This is a genomic window from Oxalobacteraceae bacterium OTU3CINTB1, assembly GCA_024123955.1.
GTDB lineage: Bacteria > Pseudomonadota > Gammaproteobacteria > Burkholderiales > Burkholderiaceae_D > Rugamonas.
In genome coordinates this window covers 61,601-80,750 of the sequence record CP099652.1, presented here as the reverse complement: position 1 = coordinate 80,750, position 19,150 = coordinate 61,601, and the positions used below count along the sequence as shown (strand labels likewise).

At 65.4% G+C, this 19,150-nt stretch carries 16 protein-coding genes; 2 read left to right on the top strand and 14 right to left on the bottom strand.

Annotation, left to right across the window (positions count from 1 at the left end):
- The first annotated feature begins 160 nt into the window (after positions 1-160).
- Both NHH73_00310 and NHH73_00305 read left to right on the top strand, forming a co-directional pair.
- Positions 161-484: a CzcE family metal-binding protein gene (locus NHH73_00310; GenBank protein USX26774.1), complete on the top strand. Its 324-nt coding sequence runs from the start codon at positions 161-163 to the stop codon at positions 482-484.
- 48 nt (positions 485-532) lie between these two features.
- Positions 533-988: an SgcJ/EcaC family oxidoreductase gene (locus tag NHH73_00305; protein ID USX26773.1), complete on the top strand. Its 456-nt coding sequence runs from the start codon at positions 533-535 to the stop codon at positions 986-988.
- Between the two features lie 58 nt (positions 989-1,046).
- Here the strand turns inward: NHH73_00305 and NHH73_00300 are convergent, their stop codons facing one another.
- The 14 genes from NHH73_00300 to NHH73_00235 form a co-directional block, all read right to left on the bottom strand.
- Positions 1,047-2,627 (bottom strand): glycosyltransferase, encoded by a 1,581-nt coding sequence (locus NHH73_00300; protein ID USX26772.1) that lies wholly within the window; start codon positions 2,625-2,627, stop codon positions 1,047-1,049.
- A gap of 39 nt (positions 2,628-2,666) precedes the next feature.
- Positions 2,667-3,599: an FkbM family methyltransferase gene (locus NHH73_00295; GenBank protein USX26771.1), complete on the bottom strand. Its 933-nt coding sequence runs from the start codon at positions 3,597-3,599 to the stop codon at positions 2,667-2,669.
- A 21-nt stretch (positions 3,600-3,620) separates the two neighbouring features.
- A complete protein-coding gene (locus NHH73_00290; GenBank protein USX26770.1) occupies positions 3,621-4,541 on the bottom strand; it encodes a transketolase in 921 nt (306 codons plus the stop codon).
- A complete protein-coding gene (locus NHH73_00285; protein USX29755.1) occupies positions 4,538-5,386 on the bottom strand; it encodes a transketolase in 849 nt (282 codons plus the stop codon). Before NHH73_00285 ends, NHH73_00290 begins: the two co-directional genes overlap by 4 nt.
- Positions 5,386-6,450, bottom strand: coding sequence for an NAD-dependent epimerase/dehydratase family protein (locus tag NHH73_00280; protein ID USX26769.1), 1,065 nt, complete (start codon positions 6,448-6,450; stop codon positions 5,386-5,388). The genes NHH73_00285 and NHH73_00280 overlap by 1 nt, the downstream gene beginning before the upstream one ends.
- A gap of 8 nt (positions 6,451-6,458) precedes the next feature.
- Positions 6,459-7,784 (bottom strand): lipopolysaccharide biosynthesis protein RfbH, encoded by a 1,326-nt coding sequence (rfbH, locus tag NHH73_00275; GenBank protein USX26768.1) that lies wholly within the window; start codon positions 7,782-7,784, stop codon positions 6,459-6,461.
- A 10-nt stretch (positions 7,785-7,794) separates the two neighbouring features.
- Positions 7,795-8,868, bottom strand: a complete 1,074-nt coding sequence (gene rfbG, locus NHH73_00270) for a CDP-glucose 4,6-dehydratase (GenBank protein ID USX26767.1) — start codon at positions 8,866-8,868, stop codon at positions 7,795-7,797.
- Positions 8,865-9,638, bottom strand: coding sequence for a glucose-1-phosphate cytidylyltransferase (rfbF, locus tag NHH73_00265; protein USX26766.1), 774 nt, complete (start codon positions 9,636-9,638; stop codon positions 8,865-8,867). The genes rfbG and rfbF overlap by 4 nt, the downstream gene beginning before the upstream one ends.
- Positions 9,639-9,755: 117 nt before the next feature.
- Complete coding sequence (locus NHH73_00260; GenBank protein ID USX26765.1) at positions 9,756-12,578, bottom strand: glycosyltransferase; 2,823 nt, start codon at positions 12,576-12,578, stop codon at positions 9,756-9,758.
- Between the two features lie 21 nt (positions 12,579-12,599).
- Entirely contained in the window at positions 12,600-13,343 is a 744-nt protein-coding gene (locus NHH73_00255) for an acetyltransferase (protein ID USX26764.1), read from the bottom strand.
- The gene (locus NHH73_00250) at positions 13,340-14,446 is read right to left on the bottom strand and encodes a DegT/DnrJ/EryC1/StrS family aminotransferase (protein ID USX26763.1); all 1,107 of its coding nucleotides are present in this window, start codon (positions 14,444-14,446) and stop codon (positions 13,340-13,342) included. Before NHH73_00250 ends, NHH73_00255 begins: the two co-directional genes overlap by 4 nt.
- Positions 14,443-14,865, bottom strand: coding sequence for an FdtA/QdtA family cupin domain-containing protein (locus tag NHH73_00245; GenBank protein USX26762.1), 423 nt, complete (start codon positions 14,863-14,865; stop codon positions 14,443-14,445). Before NHH73_00245 ends, NHH73_00250 begins: the two co-directional genes overlap by 4 nt.
- A complete protein-coding gene (locus tag NHH73_00240) occupies positions 14,862-15,752 on the bottom strand; it encodes a glycosyltransferase (protein USX26761.1) in 891 nt (296 codons plus the stop codon). The genes NHH73_00245 and NHH73_00240 overlap by 4 nt, the downstream gene beginning before the upstream one ends.
- Positions 15,753-15,766: 14 nt before the next feature.
- A complete protein-coding gene (locus NHH73_00235) occupies positions 15,767-18,967 on the bottom strand; it encodes a tetratricopeptide repeat protein (GenBank protein ID USX26760.1) in 3,201 nt (1,066 codons plus the stop codon).
- Positions 18,968-19,150 lie beyond the last annotated feature (183 nt).

Sequence of the window (19,150 nt, the reverse complement as noted above, 5' to 3'; positions counted from 1 at the left end):
GGGGTGGCCGGGGATGGCGGCGGCGTCCTGCCCTACGGCAGTTTCAGGATTTCCTGAGGGTTAACAGCACGCTTTCCTGATGGTGCCGTTGACTGTTAGCAATGATACTTCGGTCCATCGCCATACGTCTTGGCGCCCTATCTCTCTATTGGACTACGTAATGAAAAAATTCCTGACCCTCGCAGCGCTGGTAATCTGCATGCCCCTGACCACCCTGGCGGCCAACAAGACAAACGTCAACGGCACCCCGGCGACCGCCGACGCCGGCGCCCGCGTCATCAACATCCTGGCCAAGACCAAGCACGTCAACGTCACCCAGGGCGAGACCGTGAAGTTCGTCGTCGGCGACAAATCGTTCGCATGGCACTTCGACACCCTGCGCGGCAGCACCAGCTTCGCGCTGTCGAAGATCGCTCCGAAAGAGATCGATACCCACCGCGTGCGCGTGTTCGTCGCGCCGAATCCGCTGTACCACGGCGGCTAAGCACGGCCGGGCCAAGATCGTCCCATCCATCCCTTATCAAGGAATACCATGCGCAACTGGACCATCCTGCCACTCGCTTGCCTCGTCCTGGCGGGCAATACCTACGCCGCCGGCAGCGAAGACTGCCACCCATCGTCGGAAAAAGAAATCGCCGGCCTGTTCGACCGCTGGAACGCGTCGCTGCAAACCGGCGATCCGGACAAGGTCGTCGCCAACTACGCCGAAAACTCGGTGCTGCTGCCGACCGTGTCGAACACGCCGCGCATGACGGTGGACGAAAAGAAGGATTACTTCGAGCACTTCCTGAAGAGCAAGCCGGTCGGCACCATCAACAGCCGCCGCATCCAGATCAAGTGCAACAGCGCGGTCGATGCCGGCCTGTACACGTTTAAATTTGCGGATGGCAAGCAAGTCAAGGCACGCTATACCTACACCTACAAGTGGTACGGTACCGAATGGCTGATCACCAGCCACCATTCGTCGGCCATGCCTGAAAAAGAGTAAGCGCGGTTGGCTTGCTTCAAGAATCCGACCCGGGCGACCAGGTCGGATTTTTTTTTGTTCAGCCGCCCATCAGGCTGGCGATGACGGCGTCGACGTTGTCGGCCGTCAGCGGCTGATACAGCACCTCGCGATGCCGCGCGAGGGCCTCGTCGGTGACCTTCGAATAGTCCAGCTTGACCATCTTCTCCACCACTTCCGGCGCGTAGCGCTGCTTGATCACCTTGGCCGGATTGCCGCCGACGATGGTGTATGGCGCCACGTTCCTGGTCACCACGCTGCCGGCCGCGATCACCGCGCCCTGGCCGATGGTGATGCCCGACATGATCAGCACCTGCATGCCGATCCAGACATCGTCGCCGACCACGATCGCGCCCTTGGTGGTCGATTCCAGCGCCTCGCCGAAAAACTTGACCCGGAACGGGAAGGTGGACACGCCCTCGTAAGGATGGTTGCCGCCCAACATGAACGTGACCTCGTCGGCCAGCGAGACGAAGCTGCCGATGCTCAGGCTTTCGTCCGGGTGGCCGTAGGCGATCACGCGCAGCGGACCGTAGCTGCGCCGTCCCACCGTCACCTTGCTGAAATCGAACGGGCCGGCCGACAGCGTCAGGTCGGTCTGGTTGTGCGGATTGAGCGCGCGCCAGTAGGCGCGCTTCTGGTCTTCATAGGACGGCTGCGGGGCCGGCGGCGCGGCCGGCACGGGTGCAGGTGCAGGGGCTGTCCTCGGCGGCACGTCGTGCGGCACGTTGCGGATTGCCTCGTAGAAGTAATCGTCGTCGACGTAGTCCTGCATGTGCTCGAAGAAACCGGTCTTCTGGTAGTCGTTCTCGGGGTCGAAATAGTAGGGGATGATGTGCTGGATCAGCAGCGCCTTCTTTTCGTGCTCGTAGACCATGCGGTCGAGCAGGCCGGCGACCACGTAAGGCTTGAGCAGGGTCAGGTAATTTTTGCCGAACACCTCGGCGATGTTGTAGCCGCCCTTTTTGTAGCCGCCCTTGCGGCCGGTGGGCACGCCGCTGAAATACGGCTGGAACAGCACGATGGCGCGCTTGCCGGTGCTGAGCAAGCGCAGCAGCACGTCGGTCTGCACCAGCCGCAGGTGCTGGTTGCGGGCGAAGTCGGGCAGCGCCAGGAACTCGGCGCGCCACATGCCGAAGCCGCCGATCCAGGTCGAGATGAACGACACGCGGCGCACGAAATCGCTCATGCTGGTGATCACCTCGAGCGCGTTGCCCTGGAAGTGGTTGCCGTTGGTGAAGAACACGATCGGCATCTCGGCGGCGGTGGCGCTGTAGACCTTGAGCATCTCCGGCAGGCTGCCCGGATTGAACATCAAGTTGTCGTTGTGCAGCTTCAGGTACAGCCCGCGCCCCTGTTCCATGACGAACTTGAAGTTCATGTCCGGCGAGATGGTCTCTGCGTGGCGGTGGTAGCGGATCTTGCCCGGATGGGCGGCGACAAACTGCGCGGCGACCTGCTCGGTGTCGTCCTCCGAACCGTTGTCGGAGATGACGACTTCGACCTCGCCGCCGTCGCTGAAGGCGGGCTGGCTGACGATGCTGTCGAGCGTCTGCCGCAGGAACGGCGCGCGGTTGTAAGTCGGGATGCAGATCGACAGGATGACCTGGTTGGATTCCATAGGCGTGGTGTGGGTTCCGTGTTCGCGGTGGTCGGGCGCTCAGGCGCGGCGGTAGCGGCGCAGCTGCTCGGCGTGCGCCTCCGGGTGCAGGAAAAAGTAGTTGGTCGGGATGGTGTTTTCGTCCATCTCGCCGAACTCCACCAGGCGGCCTTCCTCGGCCGTGTAGACCTGGTAGCCGACGCCGCGGAACAGCGCGAAGATCTCGTTCGGGTTGTAGCCGAATTTGGCCGACCATTTGCGCAGGATTTCCGACAGCACGATCGGCTTGTCGCGGGCGATGGTGTCGATGCCGCCCTTGAACACCAGCAGCTCGGCGCCCTCGACGTCGCACTTGATGAAGTCCACCCGCACGCCGGTTTCGGCGGTGTAGGCGTCCAGGGTGCGCACTTCGCACTGCGCGGTGCGCACGTCGTCGCGCCCGGTCAGGTTGACGGCCGAGGCGTTGCCCGAGCCCTCCGGCGGGTAGTAGAAGGTGAACTCCCCCGCCTGTTCGGACAGGCCGAAGTTGTGCGGCTTGATGTTGGCGCTGGCGTTGAGCGCCAGGTTGGTCGTCAGGTGGCCGTAGGTGGTCGGAATCGGCTCGAACGCGTATACCGTCGTGGCGCGGCGCGAGGCGGCGATGTTGAGCGCGTACCAGCCGATGTTGGCGCCGATGTCGAAGAAGTTGTCGCCGTCGGCCACCAGGTTTTCCATCATGGTCGCCTCTTCCTTCTCGTAGTCGAAGAAGTTGAGCGTTTCCATCGGCGCCACGCGGTAGTCGCCTGGCGTGCAGGCGATGCGGATGCCGCGGTCGCGCGAGGTCATGACGACCTTGCCGTCTTCGACCTCGATCTTGCGCACGTTGGTGCGGCCGATGTAGGCGGCGTAGTCGAAAAACACCGCGTGGTGCTCTTCGTACATGGTCTTGATGAAGCTTGGCTTGTCGATCGCGCCCTGCTCGAATTGCGCCAGCGTCGTTTGGATGGAAATCATGTCAGCACTTTCGGTAAGGTTTCAGGACAGGGTGGCGTGCCAGTCGTCCAGACGCAGGCCCATTTTCTCGCGCAGGAATTCCTGCGAGCCGGCGCTGCTGACGAAGGCGTTGGGGATGGCGATGCGGCGCACCGCCGGCAGCCTGGCCAGCGCGCCGTCGGACAGCAGGTCGTGCAGCCGCTCCAGGATGGCCGAGCCGAAGCCGCCGTTGGCCTGGTGTTCCTCGATGGTGGCGACGTGCGTGTAGCGCACCGCCAGCGCAGCCAGCTGCGCGCTGTCGATCGGATTGACGAACGGGAAACTGTATAAATCGATGTGCGGCGCGGCCTGCTCCAGGTAGCGCGCGGCGTAGCCGACCATGTCGCCGGTGGCGAAGACGGCGGCGGTGCTTTCAGCATTGACGCGCACCGGCACGATGCCGCCCAGGGTCAGCGCCGGCGGCTGCGCGTGCAGGCGCGGTTCGCCGGCCTTGTTCAGGCGCATATAGCACGGGCCGCGGTGCTGCGCGATGAAGGCGGTCATGGCGTCCACCTCGGCCGGGTCGCCGGGCGCCGTCACCACCATGCCCGGGATGGTGCGCAGCATGCCCAGTTCCTCGGTGGTGTGGTGCGAGGTGCTCAGCGGGCCGTAGGCGTAGCCGCCGCCGACGGCGATGATCTTGACGTTGGCGTCGTGGTAGGCGACGTCGTAGCGGATCTGCTCCATCGCCCGCAAGGTCGGGAAGTTACCGATCGAGTAGCAGAAGACCGTGTAGCCTTCCAGGCTCAGGCCCGCCGCCAGGCCGACCATGTTCTGTTCCGCGATGCCGACGTTGATGAAGCGGTCCGGGAAGGCCTCGGCGAACGGTTCGAGCACCGAGTAGCCAAGGTCACCGCACAGCAGGAAGATGCGCTCGTCCTGGCGCGCCTGCTCCATCAGGGTCTTGATAAAACTGTTTCTCATGCTTGATCCTTGGATTCTTGCAGCAGTTCGGCGCGCGCGGCGGCGAATTGCGCGGCGTCCGGCGACTTGTAGTGCCAGGCCAGCTGGTTTTCCATGAAGCTTACGCCTTTGCCCTTGACGGTGTGGGCGATCACCACGCGCGGCTTGCCGGCGCGGCCTTCCTTGGACAGCGCGGCCGCCAGCGCGGCGTGGTCGTGGCCATCGACTTCGATGGTCTCCCAGTTGAAGGCCTTGAACTTGTCGGCCAGCGGATCGAGATTGAGCACGTCTGCGGTGCTGCCGAAGCTTTGGATCTTGTTGTAGTCGACCACCAGGGTCAGGTTGTCGAGCCGGTGGTGCGGCGCGAACAGGATCGCCTCCCAGTTGGATCCCTCGTCAAGCTCGCCGTCGCTGACGATGGCGTAGGTGTGCCACGCGGCCTTGCGGCGCTTGCCGGCCAGCGCGACGCCGGCGGCCACCGACAGCGCGTGTCCCAGGCTGCCGGTCGACAGTTCGACGCCCGGCACCTTGTGGTTGACGTGCGAGGTGAAGTCGCTGCCGTTGTCGGTAAAGGTGTCGAGCGCGGCGCGGTCGTAGTAGCCCGTTTCGGCCAGGGTCGCGTACAGCGCGGTGCAGGCGTGGCCTTTGCTGTAGAACAGGCGGTCGCGGTCGGGCGACTTCGGTTGCGCCGAGTCGGCCGTCATCAGGCCGCCGTACAGCACCGCCAGCACGTCGGCCACCGAGAAGGCGCCGCCCAGATGCGAGGCGCGCTTGGTGTGGCACATGTGCAGGCATTGCAGCCGGATGCGGCGCGCCAGCGCGGTGGTGGAGGCGGCGTCGAAGGTGTCAGCGATTTTGTCGATCATCACAAGTAGCTTTCTATGGTGCGGCGGAAGCCGTCGGCCAGCGAGGTGGCCGGGGTCCAGCCCAGCGCTTGCGCCTTGGCGATGTCGGGGGCGCCGCGCTGGACGGCGCTGGCCAGGTAGTTGTCGCCTTGCGGGCGCTCGACGTAGCTCAGGGTCAGGCCTTTTTCAGGATACATCCCGACCAGCAGCTGGCCCAGGCCGCGCATGCTGATCTCGCCGTCCGGGTTGCCGATGTTGTAGGCCTGGCCGTCGGCGCCATCGAACAGCACTTTCCAGAAGCCGGCGACGGCGTCGGCCGAATAGCAGAACGAGCGCGTGGCCAGGCCGTCGCTCTTGAGCGCGATCGGCTCGCCGCGCAGGATGCAGGCGACGAAGTCGGCGTAGACGCGACCGTCGTCGAGCAGCATGCGCGGGCCGTAGGTGTGGAACGGGCGCACGATCTTGACCGGCACGCGGTATTGGTGGCTCCACGACACGCACATGTTTTCGCCCATCCGCTTGCTCTCGGCGTAGCAGGCGCGCACGGAGGTCGGATCGACCACGCCGTAGTCGCCTTCGGCCGTCGGCACCTTGGCGGCGGCGCCATACACTTCGCTGCTGCTGAAGTACAGGAAGCCCAGGCTCCCGCTGGCGCGGGCCAGCTGCAGCAGGGCCGCCGTGCCCAGCGTGTTGGCGCTGAGCGTGCCGACCGGATCGGTCGCGTAGTATTTCGGGCTGGCCTGGCTGGCCGCGTGGATGATGTAGTGCGGCTGTTCGTCCAGCGTGAACGGCGCGCTGATGTCCTGTTCGATGCAGACCAGGTCGGGCCGGCCGCCATCGCCCAGGTGGTGGGCGTAGCGGCGCTCGAAGCCGGCGCGGTTGCGCACCATGGCGAGCACGCGAATGTTTAGATCGCGCGTCTCGTTCAGGTACAGCATGGTCTCGACCATGTACGACGGCAGGAAGCCGGAGGCGCCGGTGATGCAGACGGTGCGTCCGCGCAGCAGCTCCCAGTTCAGTCCCGGCGTGGCCACGATCGCCGCCATGTCGGCGGTTTCGATCGGGTGGCGGCTTGCGTTGGTCATGGCGCGCCTCAGAAACCGACGCCGAAGAATTCCTCCAGCTTGGCGACGGTGAAGTCCAGCATCTCGCGCGTCAGGCCCGGGAAGACGCCGATCCAGAAGGTGTCGTTCATCACGCGGTCGGTGTTGGTCAGGTCCCCGGAGACGCGGTAGTTACGGCCGATCATGTACGGCTGGCGCGTCAGGTTACCGGCAAACAGCAGGCGGGTGCCGATCTTGTGCTGGTCCAGGTAGGTGAGCAAATCGACCCGCGCGACGTTGGCCTCCGGCTTGAGCGTCATCGGGAAGCCGAACCACGACGGGTCGGAATTCTCGGTCGCCACCGGCAGGATCAGGAACTCGGCGCACGACTGCAGCCGCTCCGTCAGATACGCGAAGTTGTCCTTGCGGGCCTGGATGAAACCGGCCGCGCGGTCGATCTGCGCCAGGCCGCAGGCGGCCTGCATGTCGGTGATCTTCAGGTTGTAGCCAAGGTGGCTGTAGGTGTACTTGTGGTCATAGCCGGCCGGCAGGGTGCCGAAGCACTGGCAGAAACGCTTGCCGCAAGTGTTGTCCTTGCCCGGCGGGCAGTAGCAATCGCGGCCCCAGTCGCGGAACGACTCGGCGATCATTTTCAGTTCGGCGTTGTTGGTGAAGACGGCGCCGCCTTCGCCCATGGTGATGTGGTGGGCCGGGTAGAACGACATGGTGCCGATGTCGCCGAACGTGCCGACCATTTTGCCGTCGTAGGTGGAGCCGAGGGCGTCGCAGCAATCCTCGATCAGCCAGAGGTTGTGCTTTTTGCAGATCGCGACGATCACGTCCAGGTTGTACGGATTGCCCAAGGTGTGGGCCAGCATGATCGCTTTGGTTTTCGGCGAGATCGCCGCTTCCAGCTTGGTGACGTCGATGTTGTAGGTGCCCAGCTCCACGTCCACGAACACCGGAATCGCGCCGAACTGGATGATCGGGTTGACGGTGGTGGGGAAGCCGGCGGCCACGCCGATCACTTCATCGCCGGGCTGGATCGCGCGCGGTCCCAGCTTCGGCGAGGTCAGCGTGTTGAACGCCACCAGGTTGGCCGAGGAGCCGGAATTGACGGTGATGAGGAATTCCACGCCGATCATCTTGGCCAGCTTGGCCTCGAACTGGTCGTTGAAGCGGCCGGTGGTCAGCCAGGCGTCGAGCGAAGCTTCGACCATCAGTTCCATTTCCGGCGCGCCGACCACTTTGCCGGCCGGCGGGATCACCGTCACGCCGGGCTCGAAGGCCTTCGGCACGCTGGCCAACGCGCCGTATTCGGCCACCAGCTTGTTGATCTCCGCGCGGAGTTGTTCTTTGGTTTTTGCTTCGCTCATGGTTGCTGCCTTAGATGTGTGCGGTGTTTTGGTAGGTGTCGATTTGCGCCAGCGTGAAGGCGCGCATGTCGGCCTTGGCGGCGTGCGCCTTGTGCCAGCCGACGATCATGTCGATGGTGTGGCCGAGGTGCCAGCGCGGTTGCCAATGCAGACGGCCGCGCGCCTTGGAGCAATCGAGCTTGAGGTAGTGCGCCTCGTGCGGTTGCGGCGCCTGGTCCAGCTCCCAGCCGGCGCCATCGCCCCAGCTCTCGCACAGGCGCGAGATGATCCATTCGACCGGGCGGGCGTCGATGTCGTGCGGCCCGAAGTTGAAGCCTTCGGCGTAGGCAGCGCCGTGCGTGTAGAGGTGTTCGGCCAGCGCCAGGTAGCCCGACAACGGCTCCAGCACGTGCTGCCACGGGCGGATCGCGTGCGGGCTGCGGATACGCACCGGCTTGCCGGCGGCGATGGCGCGCACCATGTCGGGGATCAAACGGTCCTCGGCCCAGTCGCCACCGCCGATCACATTGCCGGCGCGGCCCGAGGCCAGCGCCACGCCATGCTCGGCGTAGTTTTCCGGATTGAAGAACGACGAGCGGTAGCCGGCCGTCACCAGTTCGGCGCAGGCCTTGCTGTTGCTATATGGGTCGTAGCCGCCGAAGGCTTCGTTCTCGCGGTAGCCCCAGGCCCACTCCTTGTTTTCGTAGCACTTGTCGCTGGTGACGTTGACCACTGCCTTGATGCCGGGCGTGTTGCGCACCGCTTCGAAGAAGTTCACCAGGCCCATGACGTTGGTGGCGTAGGTCTCGACCGGGTTGGCATACGAGTAGCGCACCAGCGCCTGCGCCGCCATGTGGATGACGATTTCCGGCCGCGCTTCCAGCATGGCGTCGCGCAGCGCGGCGCCGTCGCGGATGTCGCCGATGATGGAGGTCATGCCGGCGCCCACCTGCGCGGTGTCGAACAGGCTCGGTTGGCTCGGCGCCAGCGCGAAGCCGGTGACGTGCGCGCCCAGTTGCTGCAACCACAGGCTAAGCCAGCTGCCTTTGAAGCCGGTGTGACCGGTCAGGAATACCCGTTTGCCCTGCCAGAAGGACGGGGTCATGGCCACCGCTTCCACGGCGCCTTATCGCTTTGCCACAGGTCTTCGAGCAGCACCTTGTCGCGCAGCGTGTCCATCGGCTGCCAGAAGCCGTGGTGGTGGAAGGCGTCCAGCTGGCCTTCGCCGGCCAGCTGCTCCATCGGTTCTTTTTCCCAGGTGGTGCTGTCGCCGTCGATGTAGTCGATCACCTTCGGCGAGAGCACGAAGTAGCCGCCGTTGATCCAGGCGCCGTCGCCTTGCGGTTTTTCCTTGAAGCTCACGATGCGCTGGCCGTCGATGTCGATGGCGCCGAAGCGGCCGGGCGGCTGCACCGCCGTCATGGTGGCCAGCTTGCCGTGTTTCTTGTGGAAGGCGACCGAGGCGCCGATGTCGATGTCGGACACGCCGTCGCCGTAGGTGAAGCAGAATGCCTCGTCGTGTTCGACGTGCTGGCGCACGCGCTTCAGGCGGCCGCCGGTCAGGGTGTCGGCGCCGGTGTCGATCAGGGTGACCTTCCATGGCTCGGCGTGGCGCTCGTGCACTTCCATGCTGTTCTTTTGCAGGTCGAACGTGACGTCCGAGGTGTGCAGGAAGTAGTTGGCGAAGAATTCCTTGATCACGTAGCCGCGGTAGCCGCAGCAGATGACGAAGTCGTTGATGCCGTGGGCGGAATAGCTTTTCAGGATGTGCCAGAGGATCGGCTTGCCGCCGACTTCGACCATCGGCTTCGGCTTGACAGTCGTCTCTTCGCTGAGCCGTGTGCCCAGCCCGCCCGCCAATATGACTGCTTTCATGCTATCCCCGGATTGTTATGTTGACGCAGATCATATTATCTATTGCGCCCGGGCTATTTTAAAGGAAAAGAACAGGCATTTTGCTGCCGCAGACTCAGCGATGGAGGATTTACCACACTATGGCGTGAGCAAAAGTTGGTAGCCGATTCGCATGGTGCGCTGCACCGCATCGAGGCGGTGTGCGGCGCTTGTCGCAAGGTGTAGATGATGTATGGAAATGAGTGTGTTCATTTCGGAAAGACGTGCCGACAACAGTTGTTTGAAGGCGCCGGGCGCGCCGAAGTTGTGGCCCTGCTCGTGGGCTTGATACAGGAGTTGCAGGCCTTCGAGCGCGGCGTCCAGCGAGGCCGCCGGCGCCGTTGGCGCAGCCGGTGCGAGGCGGAAGCTGGACAGCGCGCGCGGCAGATAAACGTAATGGCCCGCCTGCAGCGCGGTGAGGGCGGTGGCGACGTTGGCGCGTTCGGGGAAGGCGCGGTCGCGGTAGCGGCCGAACGCGTGGCCCAGCGTGGCGCGTTTGAGCAGCAGCGCGCCGGGCGCGCACATGGCCGCCGCACCACCACCGTCGCCGCCCAACAGCATGTTGGACAGCGAGACGCAGTCGATCACGATGTCGGCGGCGAACAGCGGCGCCGCCGGCAGCGCCTGGCCATCCGGCGCGAGCGGCTGGCGCCAGCAGGCCACCACGCCGATGTGCGGATGGTCGACAAAGCAGGGCAGAATGACGGCGATTTTTTCCTGCGCCAGCGTGTCGCCGGGCGGGGCGACTGCGATGTATTCGCCCAGGGCCAGGGCCAGGCAGTGATTCAGGTTGTCGAGCGCGCCGAGGCCGGGCGCGTGGCTGTAGCGCAGGCGCCGGTGGGCTTTCAGATAGGGCTTGAGCAGCGCGCGGCAGGCGCCGTGCGGGCTGGCGTCGCTAACGATCACTTCGCAGTTGACGTGGGTTTGCGCCAGCGCGCTGTCCAGGGTGGCCTCCAGCGTCAGGGGATCGTCGGCCGGGATCAGTATGCTCACCAGCGGCGGGGCGGCGTGGGCGGCTTGCGTTGGCGCGAGTTGCAGGGTTTTGTGGCGGCCGCGTTTCAGCGTGCCGCGCGCCACGCGCAGGTAAAGCAGTTCCAGGTCGCGCGCCAGCGCCGGGGTGTCGAACAGCGGCGCGCTGGCGCGGTTTTTCACGAGGCGGTTGCGCAGGCGGGCCAGCTCCTTCGGGTGCGTGGCGAGGCGGATCGCCTTGGTGGCGTACTGTTTTTCCGTGCTCGCGATCAGCTCCGGCAAGCCTGCCGCTTGCAGCAGGCTGCCGCACACGCGGCTGGCGAAGGTCGGGCCGGCACGGGTCAGCAGCGGCAGGCCGGCCCACAGCACGTCGCCGCCTATGGCGCCGGCGTTGTGCGGGCCGGTGTCGAGGAACAGGTCGGCCGCCTGGTAGCGGTCCATCGCCAACTCGCCGGCTTCCGGCGCGGAGAAGCACAGGCGGTCGCTGGAGATGTCGTGCCGCAGCGCGGCCAGGCGCAGGTTGTCGCGTACCTGTTCGCTGTCGGTTTGCAGCCACAGCACGCTGCCCGGCACCGCGTGCAAAATGCGCATCCAGGTGGCGAAGCGCTCGGCGACGATGTGGCCGGCGGCGCCGAAGCAGCAGAACACGAAGGCGTCGTCGGGCAGACCGAATTCGGCGCGCGCACCGGCCGGCGGCGATAGGGGGAGGGCGCGCTGGCGGTCCTGCGGCTGGAAGCAGTGCGGAAGGTACAGCGGTTTTTCGGTATGGTAGCCGGCCAGGTCGGGTGGCAGCACGAAACTGTCGGCCAAAACGTAATCGACACGGGTATTTCCGCTGGTGCCGGCCTGTCCGAGCCAGCCGATTTGCACCGGCGCGGGACGATGGCCCAGGATGCCGGGCCGTCCGCCCGGCAGCACGCCGTGCAGGTCGACCAGGATGTCGATTTCGTGGGCGCGGATCGCCTGCGCCGCCTGCAAATCGCTTAGTGGGCCGATCGGCACGTGCAGGTCGAAGGCGCGCAGCAGGCGTTGGCGCAGGGCCGAGTTGTCCTCTCCGCTCCAGCAGAAGCCATACACTTCCACCTGGCCGCGGTCGTGCAGCTCCAGCAGCTCGGCGATCATGCGGCCGGTCGGCTGCGCGCCGAAACCGCACGACAGGTAGCCGACGCGAAGCTTGCGGTGGGCATAGCCATCCTGGTCGGACAGCGCGGTGGACGGCGGCGGGAAGTGCAGCGCCGCCTCGCGCCGCGCGCAGGCCAGCTGGCGCGCCGGGTCTTCGCCCAAGCTAAGCATCGCCAGCGCCGACGTGTGGTGCTGCAAGGCCGTTTCGCTGAGGCCCGGCACGAAGCCGTGCACCGGCCACGCGCACAACTTCAGGCGCAGGTCGAGCCAGCGCGGCACGATCAGTTTTTGTTTGGGATCGAGTTGGAGGCTGCGCAGCAGCGCGTCCTCGGCTTGCGCGGGATCGCCCTGCGCCTCCGCCAGCCTGCCGATGTTGTTCAGCAGGCGTACCTGCAGCGAAGCCGCCGCCGGCGGTGCGCCCGGCGGCACCGTCTCCAGCAGATCGAGCGCCTCGCGCCACAGGGCCAGCGCCGCTTCCGGTTGGCGTTTGCGCTCCAGCAGCACGCCGAGTCCTAGCTGGCTTTCGGTGAAACCGGGTCGCAGCTTGAGCGATTTGCGGTAGGCGCTTTCGGCGCCGGCGTCGTCCTGACCCTGCACCTGCACCACGGCCAGGTTATACCAGGCCACATATTCGAGGGGGGAGTCGCAGTGTTTCAGCCACAGCGAATACAAGGCGATGGTCTGTTCGGTCTTGCCTTGCGCCGCCAGCAGGCCGGCCACGCCGATCAAATCCATGACGGACAGTTCGCCCAGTCCCGCCAGCGCCATCGCCAGGGTGCCCGCTTCCGACAGGTTACCGGCGGCCATGGCTGCGTGAAGTGGGCGGGTCATGGGCGTCCGTTCGGTGGTGGGCTAGGCCGAGGGACCTGCGTCCCAGCCGTCGGTGATATCCGCCGGGTAGCCCCGTTTGAAGTGGGTGGTCCACGGATAGGCCGGCGCGCCGGTGCCGTCCTTGAGCCGTATTTTGCTGGCGTCGCACAGGAAGGCGGCCGGATTGCCGGCGACGACGGTGCCGGTGGCGACGTCGCGGTGCACCTTGCTGTGCGCCGCCACCAGCGCGCGTTCGCCGACCTTCACGCCGGGCAGGATCACCGACATGGCGGCGATGGCCGCGTAGTCGCCGATCTCGACGCCCATCAACACGTTGCTGGGCGGGTGGGGATCGTTGGTCAGCACCACATACGGCAGCAGCCAGACGAAGTTGCCGACCTTGGACATTTTGCCGATGAAGACATTCGACTGGCAGCGCACGTAGTCACCGATCTGGCAGTCGCCCTGGATGTCGTTCATGGTACCGATCTGGAAGGCGATACCGGCCACGGTTTTTTCGCGCACCACCACGCGGTGGCCCGTCACCAGCTTGTCGCCGAAGCGCGAACCCTCGTAGAACACCGAGTGGGAGCGGATGCGCGCGCCCTTGCCGAACACCAGCGGCTGGCCGTCGGCCAGCGGCGTTGGATAGCCGATCTCGCAGTAACCGTCTATGACCGAGCCGTCGCCGATCTCCACGTTGTCGTGAATGATGGTGAAGGGGCCGACGCTGACGTCTGCGCCCAGTCTGGCTTTCGGCGAAATGATGGCGCTGGGATGGATCATACGGTGCAGAATTTACGCACGGCGGCCGCCACTTCGAGCGCCTGCTCGTCGCTCATCGTCGGGCCGATCGGCAGGCTCAGAACCTCGCGGTGGATCGCCTCGGCCAGCGGGAACGCGCCCTCGGCGTAACCCAGGTCGGCGTACGCCGGCTGCAGATGCGGCGGCACCGGATAATGGACGATGGTGCCGATGCCTTGTTCGGCCAGCGCCTTGGCCAGCGCGTCGCGCTGCGCGTGGCGCACCACGTACAGATGCCATACCGGTTCCGCCCAATCCGGGACGAACGGCAGCGCCAGTCCGGCGATGCCGGCCAGTTCGCGGTCGTAGATGGCGGCGATGGCGCGGCGGCGGGCGTTGTCCGCGTTCAGCTTGGGCAGCTTGACGCTCAAGAGCGCCGACTGCACCTCGTCCAGGCGCGAGTTATAGCCGGGCACCTCGTTGTAGTATTTGACCTTGGAGCCGTAGTTGCGCAAGGTGCGGATCTTGTCGGCCAGGTCGTCGTCGCTGGTGGTGACGGCGCCGCCATCACCCAGCGCGCCCAGGTTTTTGCCCGGGTAGAAGCTGAAGGCCGCCGCGTCGCCCAACTGGCCGGCCACGCCGCCGCGATACAGCGCGCCGTGCGCCTGCGCGGCGTCTTCGATCAGTTTCAGATTGTGTTTAGCCGCCAGCGCCTTGAGCGGATCCATGTCGGCGGTCTGGCCGTACAGGTGGACCGCCAGAATGGCTTTGGTGCGCGGCGTGATGGCCGCTTCCACCAGCGCTGGATCGATATTGAAACCGTCGGCGGTCGGCTCGACCGGAATCGGCACGGCGCCGCAATCGCTGACCGCCAGCCAGGTGGCGATGAAGGTATTGGACGGCACGATCACCTCGTCGCCGGGACCGACGCCGTAGGCCTTGAGGATCATGAAGATCGCATCGAGGCCATTGGCCACGCCGATGGCGTGCCGGCTCTTGCAGTAGGCGGCGAAGCTGGCTTCGAAGGCCGACGTCTCGGCGCCCAGCACATACCAGCCGGAGTGCAGCACGCGCTTGAACGCCGCTTCCAGTTCGTCGGCTTGCGACAGGTTGATGGCTTTCAGGTCGAGGAAGGGGACGCTCATGGTGAGACTCGCTTATGGTGGTTTGCCGCGGCCACGAATTCGTCGTAGTCGTGATAGTAATCCTTGGGGTCATACAGCGTCGAGGCCATCACCACGCACACCGCGCCGGAGGAGAAGTTCTCGACTTCGCGCCACATCATGCCTGGCACGTACAGACCGTAATAGGATCGGTTGAGCTGAAATTTCTTGCGCTCGAAGCCATCGTCGACGATGACGTCGAAGCTCCCCGACATGGCCACGAACAGCTGCTGCAGCTCGATGTGGCCATGGCCGGCGCGCGCCGATCCGCCCGGCACGTCGTACAGGTAGTAAACACGCTTGATATCGAAGGGGATATGCACGCCGCCCTCGATCACCGACAGGTTGCCGCGCACGTCGTGGTGTGGCGGCAGGTCGATCATCCGGCACTGGTCCATCATGACGGCGTCCCCTTGCGGTTGGCCGCCACCGCCGCGTGGAAGCGTTGCTGCGACGTGGCCATCATCGGGAACACGCCGCCCAGGCGCACCGCCACGTCGTCGACGGTCGGCGCCATCACCTCCAGCTCCTCCGGTCCGACGATGCCGATGTCGGCCGACTCGATCAGCAGGTCGATGTAGTCAGAGAAGCAGTAGCCGAAGTTCGGATTGCTGTTCGGGTTGGAGTTCGATTCCAGCCGGCGGTCGTGGCGGAAGTAGGACAGCTCTTCGTCGATATAAAACACCTTGCCGTCGCGCGCCAGGTTGAAGTACGCGGCGACGTCGGCCAGCCCCAGCGTGCAATCGTGGTTGTGGTATTTGAACAGGTGGCGGCCGATCTCCCACAGCCGCTCGCGGCGGAACATGATCGAGCTGAATTCGCCGACGAAATTGCGCATGCCCAGCACCATGCTGCGCTGCATATCGCGCGCCGGCATGCTGCCGCTGGCCTCATACGGGCGGCGCGTTTCGGTGCGCTCGTTGTCGACGTTGATCACCTGCGAGGCCGAGAACACCAGCTGGATCTCCGGGTCCATGTTCATGGTCGCGACCATGCGCTCGATGCAGAACGGATGCAGCACGTCGTCGTCGAACAGGGGCTTGATCAACTTGCCCTTGGCCGCGAACAGCGCGGTCAGCACGTTCTGCTCGCGGATCGCCGAATTGCGCTGGTAGATCAGGTGGCCGGCGTACCTGGCGCAGATCTCCTTGATCGCCTCGGTCGGGCAGTTGTCGCTGACGAGGATCTCGATGTTCGGATAGCTCTGGCCCAGCGCGGAGCGCAGGCAGGTCTCGAAATGGCCGGTCTTGTACGACGGGATGACGATGCTAACTAATGGCAAACTCATAGTGCGTTCCCTGCTCAGGCGGCGACTGCCGTTACGATGTACTGCCACGGCAGCGCGTCTTCGACCGCCACCACCGGATCGATGCCGCTGGCGCCGGCCATCAGGCGGATCGCCGGCAGGTATTTTTCACGCGCCGGTTCGTCGACGATGCGCGCGCTGCCGCCGCTGATCTGGAAGCCGGCCTGCTGGAACATCTCCAGCATGGCGCCGCGCGTGAAGATGCGCTTGCGCGATTTCTCCAGGCCCGTCGGGCCGTAGCGCAGGTCGCCGGCGTTCATGCGCGCCTGGATGCTCCAGTGCTGGAAGTTGCGGATGGTCGCCACGATCTTGCCGCCCGGCGCGATGCTGGTGCGGATTTTCTGCAGCAGCGTCCATGGATCGTCGATCATTTCCAGCGCCTCGTCGAGCACCCAGCAATCGGCGCCGCGCACGTGGTCCCACAAATCCGGGCCGGCGTGTTCGATCTCCACGTTGAAGACGAAATCGCAATGCGGGCGTGCCGCCTGGGCCGGCGCCGGATCGGCCTCGATGCCGGTGTAGTCGACGATGGCGTTGCGCGCCTTGTAGGCCTTGGCGAAGGCGCCGTCGCGGCAGTGCACCTCGACGATCTTGCGCGCCTCGGACGGCACGAACTGCAGCAGGTCGGTGTTGACCACGGTGGTGGCGCTGGGCAGGTCGTAGTGATAGCCGCCGGTGCGGATCACGGTGCCCTGCCAGTCGTGCTTGATGTAGTTGCGCTTGGGCGGCTTGGGCGCGAAGTCCTCGCGCACCCACTCGATGCTCTCGATCAGATGGTGGGCGCCGGCCTGGTGGATCGCCAGCATGGTGGAGATCATCGGCGCGCCGTGCTTGATCGGCATCGGCCACTGGCGCACCACCTCGATATTGGTCAGCATGCAGGCCGGATGCAGGTAGCGCACGGCGCCGTCGGCGCGGTCGTAGCCTTGCTCGTTGACCGGCTGGATGGTGCCGACGCCGTACATGCCGGGACGCAGATGGCTGTGCAGCGATTCGATGAAACCGCCCTTGAGGATCTCGACGTCGGAGTCGAGGAACAGCACCTCGCCGGACAGGCCCAGATGGTTGATCGCCCAGCTCAGGCCAGGACCGTGGTGGATGTTGTAGCCGAACGGGATGAACTCGACGTTCTCGAAGCCGTCGGTGATGGCGCGGATTTTCTCGGCCACGTCCGGGTTGGAGCCGTCGATGATGTAGACGCGGTTGGTGTAGAACTGGCGCAGTGTGCGCAGCAGCGCCTCGATCAGGTCCGGCGAGTTGTAGGACACGCTGACGATCGGGATCTGGTCGATGCGCACCGGTTCTGTCGGCGGTTCGTCTGAAGGGCGCACCGCGTGCTGCGGCGCGGGCATGCGCGGCGCGGCCGGCTTGGCCACCTGCTGCAGCACCGTCTCCAGGTTGCGCACGAAGCGCGGCGTGTCGAACAGCGCGCAGGTCATGCGGTTGGCCACCAGCTGGCGCTTCATCGACGCGATGCGGTTAGGATCGTTGGCCAGCGCCACCGCCTTCTCTTCGTAGTCGGCGAAGTTATAGGTGATCAGCTGCGGCAGGTCGACCGCGCGCAGCAGGCTGCCGGCCATGCGCGACGAGAAGGTTTGGCCGGCGCAGGTGAGCAGCGGCAGGCCGGCCCACAGCGCGTCGCTGGCGGTGGTGCCGGCGTTGAACGGGAAGGTGTCGAGGAACAGGTCGGCCAGCTGGTAGCGCGCGAGGTACTCGGCCGGCACGGCGCGGGTATTGAAGATCAGGCGGTTGCGGTCGATGCCCGCTTGCTCGGCGTAGCGGTACAGGTTTTCGCGCACTTCCGGATAATCGGCCACCAGCCACAGGACGCTGTTCGGCACGCGGCGCAGGATGTTCATCCAGGTGCCGAACATGTCGGGCGTGAACTTGAAGTTGTTATTGAACGAGCAGAAGACGAAGGCGTCGTCCGGCAGGTTGACGCTGGCGCGGGTCGGCTTGGCGGCGATGGCGCGCTGGCGGTCGTTGATCTGGAAGGTGTCGGGCAGGTACAGCGGCTTCTCGGTGAAGTCCTTGGTCATCTCGGGCGTGATCAGGAATTCATCGGCCAGCACGTAATCGACGCCGGGCAGGCCGGTGCTGCCCGGGAAACCGAGATAGGTCAGCTGCACCGGCGCCGGACGGTAGGCCAGGATGTTCGGACGCGCGCCCAGGGTCAGGCCGTGCAGGTCGACCAGGATATCGATTTCGTGGGCGCGGATGGTGCGCGCGGCCTGTTCGTCGGTCTGCGCGTCGATGCGGATGTAATGGTCCATCGCCTTGACCACGCGGGCGCGGATCGGCGAGCCGTCCTCGCGGCTCCAGCTGAAGGCATAGACCTCGAACTTGCTGCGGTCGTGCAGCTCATACAGTTCGGCGGTCAGGATCGAGACCGCGTGCGAGCAGAAGTCGGACGACAGGTAGCCGATGCGCAGGCGGCTGTGGCCATAGCCATGGGCGCCGGTCAGCGGCGCGACGGCGGCGTTGACCTTCTCGTTGACGAAGCGGCGCGCGGCGGCCAGCTGCTGGGCGGGATCGTCGGAGGCGCTCAGCATCGCCAGCGCCGAGGTGCCGTCGATCATGGTGGTAACCGAGATGTGTTCCAGGCCGCTGTAGACGGGCCACTCGCACTGCTTCTGGCGCAGGTGGACCCAATGGGTCATCACGTTGGCCTGCTGCGGATCGACGCCCAGGCTCAGGGCCAGCATCTTCTCGGCCTCGGGGTAGCGTTTGCGGATCTCCAGCAGGCGACCGAGGTTGTTCAGGGTCTGCACGTGCAGGGTTGGATTGGTCTTGATATCCGGCTGGACGTCGGTCAGCACCGAGTTCCACATCGCCAGCGCCTCCTCGGGGCGGCCGACCCGTTCGAGCAAGGTGCCCAGATTGAGGCGGGCCTCGACGAAGTTGGGATTTTGCGCGATGGCCTGGCGCAGCACTTTCTCGGCGCCGGCATCGTCGCCGCTATTGGACAGCACCACGGCCAGGTTGAAGCAGGCCGCGTAGACCAGCGGCGACGGCGTGTTCAGGATCCAGGCTTGATACAGGCCGATGGCGGCGGGCAGCTGGCCGCTTTCCTGCAGCACGGCGGCGGCGCCGAACAGATCGCCGATGGAAAGCGACCCGCTGGCGGCCAGCGCCATCACATTGCCCAGCGGGCTGGTATCGGAGGGAGCGGATGCGGCGGGAGCTTGAGCGGTCATGGCTGGGCTTAAAGTTGGGTCGATCCGGCACGCGGCGAACGGCCCGCGGAGCCACAAAAGGTAGGCACCATCATACCTTTTGTCGCTGGCTACGTGGCAACTTTTGGCTCAGGAGCAAGAATGTAAAACCACCTCTGCTCAAGCGATCACAACCCTCGGGGTCAGTGCCGACATTCGGACACA